This is a genomic window from Neisseria sp. HMSC069H12 (assembly GCF_001812735.1).
Taxonomy (GTDB): domain Bacteria; phylum Pseudomonadota; class Gammaproteobacteria; order Burkholderiales; family Neisseriaceae; genus Neisseria; species Neisseria subflava.
Genome location: NZ_KV810265.1, coordinates 65,767 through 72,448 on the forward strand (window position 1 = coordinate 65,767; position 6,682 = coordinate 72,448).

Genomic DNA, 6,682 nt, shown 5'->3' on the forward strand with positions numbered 1-6,682 from the left:
CACCAGTAAAAATTGACGCAACCGACTATATGCAAAATGGTGCAAACCAATATGCTGTATTGGAACTTCTTACAAACAAAGAGGTCGTCTGAAAAGTTTTAGACAACCTTGGTTATTAATTAAAGGCAAGCAAATGAATAAAACCTACAAATACCTACTGGCAATCGCTGTATTGACGGCAGCAGGCTTCGGTATATATCAATATACCGCGCCCGACAAATATCAATACTGGAAAGAATTGATTGCTAAAGACCCCAAGCCTGACGGAGTTTCGGAACAGGAATACAGGGAAAAACTCAGAGCAGGTTACTGCTGGCGGGACAGGAAATTTTACACCCCTGAGGAATTACACAGGAAAGCAATGGTCAGTTTTGCAGGTAGGTTATTGGGAGAAACAGAAGCCTATAAGGCCAACATGACCACCAATCAGGGCGGACGGGATTATTCTACGGGTGCAGACTGCGTACGTCACGAAAAAGCCTGTAGTGTTTGGTTTGTCCCGCAAGATTACACCAATGAGCAATGGGACAGGATGTTTTTGGCGGAGAAAGACCCAGCAGACGGGTCATTGTTGGCAAAATATCCTAAAAAGGAAATCAGACAGGAAAATGATTTGAGAAACTATTTGGAACAATATGACAATAAAGGTTTTACTTTGATTCTTAGAGGTCCCAGTAAGAACGGTGCCAATGTGTATGGTTCTGATTGCTGTACAGTTTTAAGTAAAAAAGAGGCTGAACCAATAATTAAAAAAGATGCTTTAATTACCTATTTGGAAGGAGCAGCAATTTTTCCAGAAAATAGCATACCTCAAAATATCAATATTCAAGATTATGGAGTAGGTCATTTTTATTTTAAATTTACTGGTGTAGATCCTGGACTGCATAGATGGAATGAAAATAAAGAGAGAACGTATCAACAATACGCTACAGAAATATTATTCATGAACAATTGCGGAGATGTTTTGTGGCAGCCTTTTTATGTCAAATAACTTATTTTCTTAACGAGGAGCAACATTATCATGTCAGATAACCAAAAATCTTTAGCTGTATCCGATGTTACAGTAGATAGAATTTTATCCCAATATTTGTGGAACAGCCCGATACCACCCAAAAGAGAAGATATGGGAATATCGATAACATCAGCTAATCGTACACCAGTAAAAATTGACGCAACCGACTATATGAAAAATGGTGCAGGCAGATATGCCACGGCAGCAGATTTCAAGATGTTTGAAAATTTTTTTAAAGCCTCGAATTTACCTGCAAGAAATACACCTTATTCTTTCGATGAGATTGGCAATAAAATCTATGGGATAGAACGATTTAACAGTTGGAAAAATGGTTTCTACAGTACGACTCCAGGAAAAGGTTTTACTGTCGCTATTTCTCAATATGGAATCGACACTTCATCTTCAGACTATGTCGAACGTGCTTTTATCTTCGGTTCAACACAAGTAGTTGTTACACCTGATGATCTTAGAAAACTTCAATTCTTCGTCCGACCCGACGGCAGCCGAGAAATCCGCAACCTCAGAATCACGCCTAAAAACGACAACTTCGACTTTATCGGCGGTTCATCTTCCCAAGACGCTTCGGGCAGGATGCTAAAAATGATGGTAGATACGGCAAACGCCGGGTTCAAGAAAGTTATTGATCCGAAAGGTATAGGCAGGGCTGTGCCCCTTATCTATACCGATACCGACAAGCTGCCATTTGTCAATATTACGGATAAGGACTTCAAAAGACTCCAATCGGAGAAATCGAACCAAGAAAAACCAGATATTCTGATGGAAGAAACAGGTATTCTTCTGTTTCGTCAAGGAGGAGGGTTATTTAATAAGCTGAAAAAATCACCAGCCTTATATGATAAAAGCCTGCTGGGGCGTTGGCGAGACATTGAGCAGAATGCCAACGAAATGTACCAAAAAACCCGTGACCGTATCAAAGAAGATCTGAACAAGATGTCTTTGGATGATAGGAATGAACGCGATCAATACGCGGCGGATATTGATAAACCAACGGCTTTAACTATTGAGGATATGCCGCAAAACGCCCAAAAAATCTATCATCAAGGGAAACAGATTTTTGCTGATTTTTGTGCCCAGAAAAACATCGCTTACGATGCAAATAGTTTGGACAATATTGCGATGTCGTTAGCTTCAGTGGCTTATAAAAACAAGATGAGTGGTGTGTCTTTAATCAATATTAACGATAATGGGAAAGTCTCGGTCGGACACAGAGCCCCCGGATTAATAATGGCTTCTGTAGATATGTGGGAAGCGGCTAAGACGCCGGTAGAGGAAAGCCTGAGCCAAATTCAGCAAACAGCACAACAAATTGAATATGAGGAGCAACAAAAACAAATCGTGCAATCCCAATCACATGGAGCGAGGCTTTCTTAAGCAGAATCAAAAGAAAATGTAAAAAGAGGACTTAAATTCTACCAATTATCTACAAATGGTTTGATTGATTTTAAACAAAGCTAAAGGCCGTCTGAAACCTATTTCAAGGTTTCAGACGGCCTGTTGTTTTAAAGCGTTTTATTCTGCGCCGACAACGACGGTGTTGAGGTCTTTGAATTTGACGCGGCGTTGCCATGCGTCGCGGACTTGTTCGACGGTCAGGCTGTTGATGGCTTTGGGGTAGGCTTCCAAGTAGTCGTTGGGCAGGTCGTAGAGGCCGATCAGGCTCAGGTAGTTGAGCAGTTTGTCGTTGGAGTCGTAGCGCAGGGGGAAGCCGCCGACGATGTTGGCTTTGGCCTGTTTCAGCTCGGCTTCGGTTGGGCCTTCGGCGATAAACTGCTCGATGACGGCTTGGGTGTCGGCCAGTGAGGCTTTGGTGTTTTTCTTTTGGGTGGAGTAGGAAACGGTAAACGTGCCTTCTTCTGTCGCCGGGGCGAGGCTGCTGTATACGCCGTAGGTGTAGCCGTGTTGGTCGCGCAAAACTTTCATGAGACGACTGTCGAAACCGCCGCCGCCGAGGATGTAGTTGCCGGCAACGAGGGCGTAATAGTCGGGGTCGTGGCGTTTGAAGAGGGAAGTGCCGAGCAGGATTTGTGCCTGTGTGCCGGCAAAGGGGATGTCGCGGCGTTGGGCGGTTTGTTTGGGAACGGGCGGGATGGCGTGGGTTGCGGTGGCTTTGGCCGGCAGGTCTTTGAGGACGCGCTCGACCAGTTGCTCTGCCTGTTTGCGGTTGAGGTCGCCGACGATGGCGACGATGGCGTTGTCTTTGCCGTAGTGGGTGCGGTGGAAGGCGCGGATGTCGTCCAGACTAACGCGTTTGAGGCTGTCAACGGTTATGTTTGCGCCGTTGCCGTAGGGGTGATTCGGGTAGATGAGTTTGGTCAGTTCGCGCGTGGCGGTGTAGTCGGGGGTGGTTTCTTGTTGTTGCAAGCCGGTGATGGATTGGGTTTGACGGCGGCGGAAAACGGTTTCGTCAAAGCGCGGACGGGTCAGCGAGTGGTTGAGCAAGTTGGCGGCTTTGTCGCGGATGTCGGCTTTGCTGAGGCTGCGGAAGCCTGCGGATGCGCTTTCGGCATTGCTGTCACTGCTGATTTGTGTGCCGATGTTGTCGGCTTCGGCATTGAAGGCTTCTTCGTCCAGCTCTTGGGTGCCGTCGGTCAGGAGGGCGGCGGTAAATTCGGCAACTTGGCTTTTGCCGTCCGGATTGGCGACGCTGCCTGCGCCCTTGAAGCTGACTTCAAGGTCGATGATGGGGTTTTCGTGGCGTTCGACAAGGAGGATTTGGGTGCCGTCGCGGTTGCGCCAGCGTTGGATGTCGGTGGCGGCTTGGACGCTTAAGGGCAGGAGGAGGGCAAGGGCGAGCAGGGTGGGTTTCATGTTGTGGCTTTCTGTTAGGGCCGTCTGAAAGGGTATGGGCTTTCAGACGGCCTGATGTTTATCGGCGTTTGGCAGCTTTTTTGCTTGGCGCGGCGGCTGTTTTTTGCGGTTCGATGATGACGGTACTCATGCGCTCGTCGGTCAACATCCGGGCGGCGGCCTGTACTTCTTGCGCGCTGATGGCCTGTAGGCGGCGGTGGATTTCTTGTTCGTCGGTATATTGGAAACCGCGCGCTTCGAGGCGGCCCATCATGGAGGCTTGGGAAGACATGGAGTCTTTGGCGTAGATTTCGCTGACCGCTGCCTGGGTTTTGACGCGCTGCAATTCTTCTTCGGAAACGCCGTTGTCGGCAATGTCTTTGATTTCTTGGCGCAGCTGGGCAATTAGAGTATCGGTTTTTACGCCTTCGGTAGGCATGGCCATTACGCTGAACAGCGGCATTTCTCGGCTGATGATGTCGTAATGCGTTCCTGCGTTCAATGCGGTTTGCTTGCCGCGTACGAGGTTTTTGTCAAAACGGCTGGACGCGTTGCCTGCCAAAATATCGGAGAGGACGTCGAGGGCAAAAGGCATCGTGTCGTCGAATTTTTGGAGTTTCGGCACACGGAAGTTGATGGCAATCAGCGGCTGGTGTGTGACCGGAGAAGTGGCTTTGACTGTAACGGGCTTGCGCAAATAGGGTTCGGTATGGAGTTTGTTGCGCGGCGGCTGTGCTTTGGCCGGAATATCGCCAAAGAGTTTGGCGGCCGTCTGAAGCGTTTGTTTGGCATCGACATCGCCGACAATGACCAATACGGCATTGTTGGGTGCGTAATATTGTTTGTACCACGCGCGCAGGTCGTCGGCTTTTAGGGTGTGCAAATCTTTCATGTAGCCGATGACGGAGGCGCGCATGGACGGTTGGGTAAAGGCGGCAAGATAGGCTTGTTCCCACATTTTGCCGTCGGCTGTGTCTTCCGTGCGCTGGCGGCGTTCTTCACGGATGACGTTCATCTCGTTGAGGAACTCTTTGTCGCTAAAGTTGAGGTTGTGCATGCGGTCGGCTTCGAGCTTCAGAATCTCGGGTAGGTTGGCGGCGGCGACGTTTTCGTAATACACCGTTTCATTGCGGCTGGTGTAGGCATTGTTTTGTCCACCCAGCTCGGACACGCGGCGGTTGAACTCGCCGGAGGGAACGTCTTTCGTGCCCTTAAACATCATGTGTTCCAAAGCGTGGCTTAGGCCGCTTTTGCCCGGTTTTTCATCCACGCTGCCGATTTTGTACCAAATCTGCGAAACGGCCACAGGCGCGCGATGGTCTTCTTTAACGATGATTTTCAGACCGTTGGGCAGGGTTTCAGAAAGCGTCTGCGCCCATGAGGCGGCAGGCAGCGCGAAGGCAAGCATTAAAGCAATTCGGCGTAACATGGTTTAATCCGTAAAATGAAAATCAATCGCCAAAGTATAGCGGAAAATCTGGAAGATTGGCCGAATGTTTCAGACGGCCTGGGCTTTATCTGCTGATTCACATCAAGCGCGGCCGTTGCCAATCTTTACCGTCGCGCCTCATTCGCGGATAATCCCAAACATTCCCGTTTCCAACCATCACAAAGGAATCATCATGGCATTTTTGAAACTGACCGAACAAGATGTTCAAGGCAAAACCGTTCTGATCCGCGCCGATATGAACGTACCGTTCAAAGACGGCAACATCAGCGACGACACCCGTATCCGCGCTTCGCTCGCATCCATCAAATACTGCTTGGACAACGGCGCGTCTGTTATCGTGATGACCCACTTGGGCCGCCCGACCGAAGGCGAGTTCCACCCAGAAGACGATGTCGCCCCCGTTGCCGCACACTTGGGCGGCCTGTTGGGCAAAGACGTGAAAGTATTGAACGACTGGCGTGAAAATAAACCTACCCTGAACGCGGGCGATGTCGTCATGCTGCAAAACGTGCGCATCAACAAAGGCGAGAAGAAAAACGATTTGGAACTGGGCAAAGCCTATGCCGCCTTGTGCGACGTGTTCGTCAATGACGCGTTCGGCACCGCCCACCGCGCCCAAGCTTCGACTGAAGCCGTTGCCCAAGCCGCACCGGTTGCCTGCGCCGGCGTGTTGATGGCGGGCGAACTCGACGCTTTGGGCAAAGCCCTGAAACAACCGGCTCATCCGATGGTCGCCATTGTTGCCGGCAGCAAAGTGTCTACCAAACTGACCATCCTCGAATCTTTGGCCGACAAAGTCGACCAACTCATCGTCGGCGGCGGCATTGCCAATACCTTCCTGTTGGCAGAAGGCAAAGCCATCGGCAAATCTTTGGCCGAACACGATTTGGTGGAAGAATCCAAAAAAATCATGGCGAAAATGGCGGCCAAAGGTGGCTCTGTTCCGCTGCCGACCGATGTGGTTGTCGCTAAAGCCTTTGCCGCCGATGCGGAAGCTGTGGTAAAAGACATTGCCGACGTTGCCGAAGACGATATGATTTTGGACATCGGCCCGAAATCCGCCGCCGCGCTTGCCGAACTGCTCAAAGCCGCAGGTACTATCGTATGGAACGGTCCGGTCGGCGTGTTTGAGTTTGACCAATTCGCAGGCGGCACGAAAGCCCTTGCCGAAGCCATCGCCCAAAGCAACGCGTTCTCGATTGCGGGCGGCGGCGATACGCTGGCGGCGATTGCCAAATTCGGCGTTACCGACCAAATCGGCTACATCTCCACAGGCGGCGGCGCGTTCCTCGAATTCTTGGAAGGCAAAGAGTTGCCTGCCGTTGCTGCTTTGGAAAAACGCGGTGCATAATCGGTTTTAAAATCAATTGTTAAAAATAAAGGCCGTCTGAAATCTGGAAATCAGGTTTCAG

Annotated in this window: 5 protein-coding genes; 3 read left to right on the forward strand and 2 right to left on the reverse strand. The window is 49.9% G+C overall.

Going from position 1 to position 6,682, the window contains the following annotated elements; genetic code table 11:
- Positions 1 to 133 precede the first annotated feature (133 nt).
- Together HMPREF2872_RS04695 and HMPREF2872_RS04700 are read left to right on the forward strand one after the other, a co-directional pair.
- Positions 134 to 991 carry a hypothetical protein gene (locus HMPREF2872_RS04695; protein WP_070631565.1) on the forward strand — a complete coding sequence of 286 codons (858 nt, stop codon included), beginning with the start codon at positions 134 to 136 and terminating at the stop codon, positions 989 to 991.
- A 30-nt stretch (positions 992 to 1,021) separates the two neighbouring features.
- Positions 1,022 to 2,404 carry a calcium-binding protein gene (locus tag HMPREF2872_RS04700; protein WP_283118993.1) on the forward strand — a complete coding sequence of 461 codons (1,383 nt, stop codon included), beginning with the start codon at positions 1,022 to 1,024 and terminating at the stop codon, positions 2,402 to 2,404.
- 138 nt (positions 2,405 to 2,542) lie between these two features.
- On the opposite strand, the gene HMPREF2872_RS04705 is transcribed toward HMPREF2872_RS04700, so the two are convergent.
- Together HMPREF2872_RS04705 and HMPREF2872_RS04710 are read right to left on the reverse strand one after the other, a co-directional pair.
- Positions 2,543 to 3,841 carry a M16 family metallopeptidase gene (locus HMPREF2872_RS04705; protein WP_070631567.1) on the reverse strand — a complete coding sequence of 433 codons (1,299 nt, stop codon included), beginning with the start codon at positions 3,839 to 3,841 and terminating at the stop codon, positions 2,543 to 2,545.
- A gap of 58 nt (positions 3,842 to 3,899) precedes the next feature.
- Positions 3,900 to 5,249, reverse strand: a complete 1,350-nt coding sequence (locus HMPREF2872_RS04710) for a M16 family metallopeptidase (RefSeq protein ID WP_070631569.1) — start codon at positions 5,247 to 5,249, stop codon at positions 3,900 to 3,902.
- Positions 5,250 to 5,442: 193 nt separating this feature from the next.
- On the opposite strand from HMPREF2872_RS04710, the gene HMPREF2872_RS04715 reads away from it, so the two are divergent.
- Positions 5,443 to 6,621 carry a phosphoglycerate kinase gene (locus HMPREF2872_RS04715; protein WP_070631572.1) on the forward strand — a complete coding sequence of 393 codons (1,179 nt, stop codon included), beginning with the start codon at positions 5,443 to 5,445 and terminating at the stop codon, positions 6,619 to 6,621.
- Positions 6,622 to 6,682: the final 61 nt, after the last annotated feature.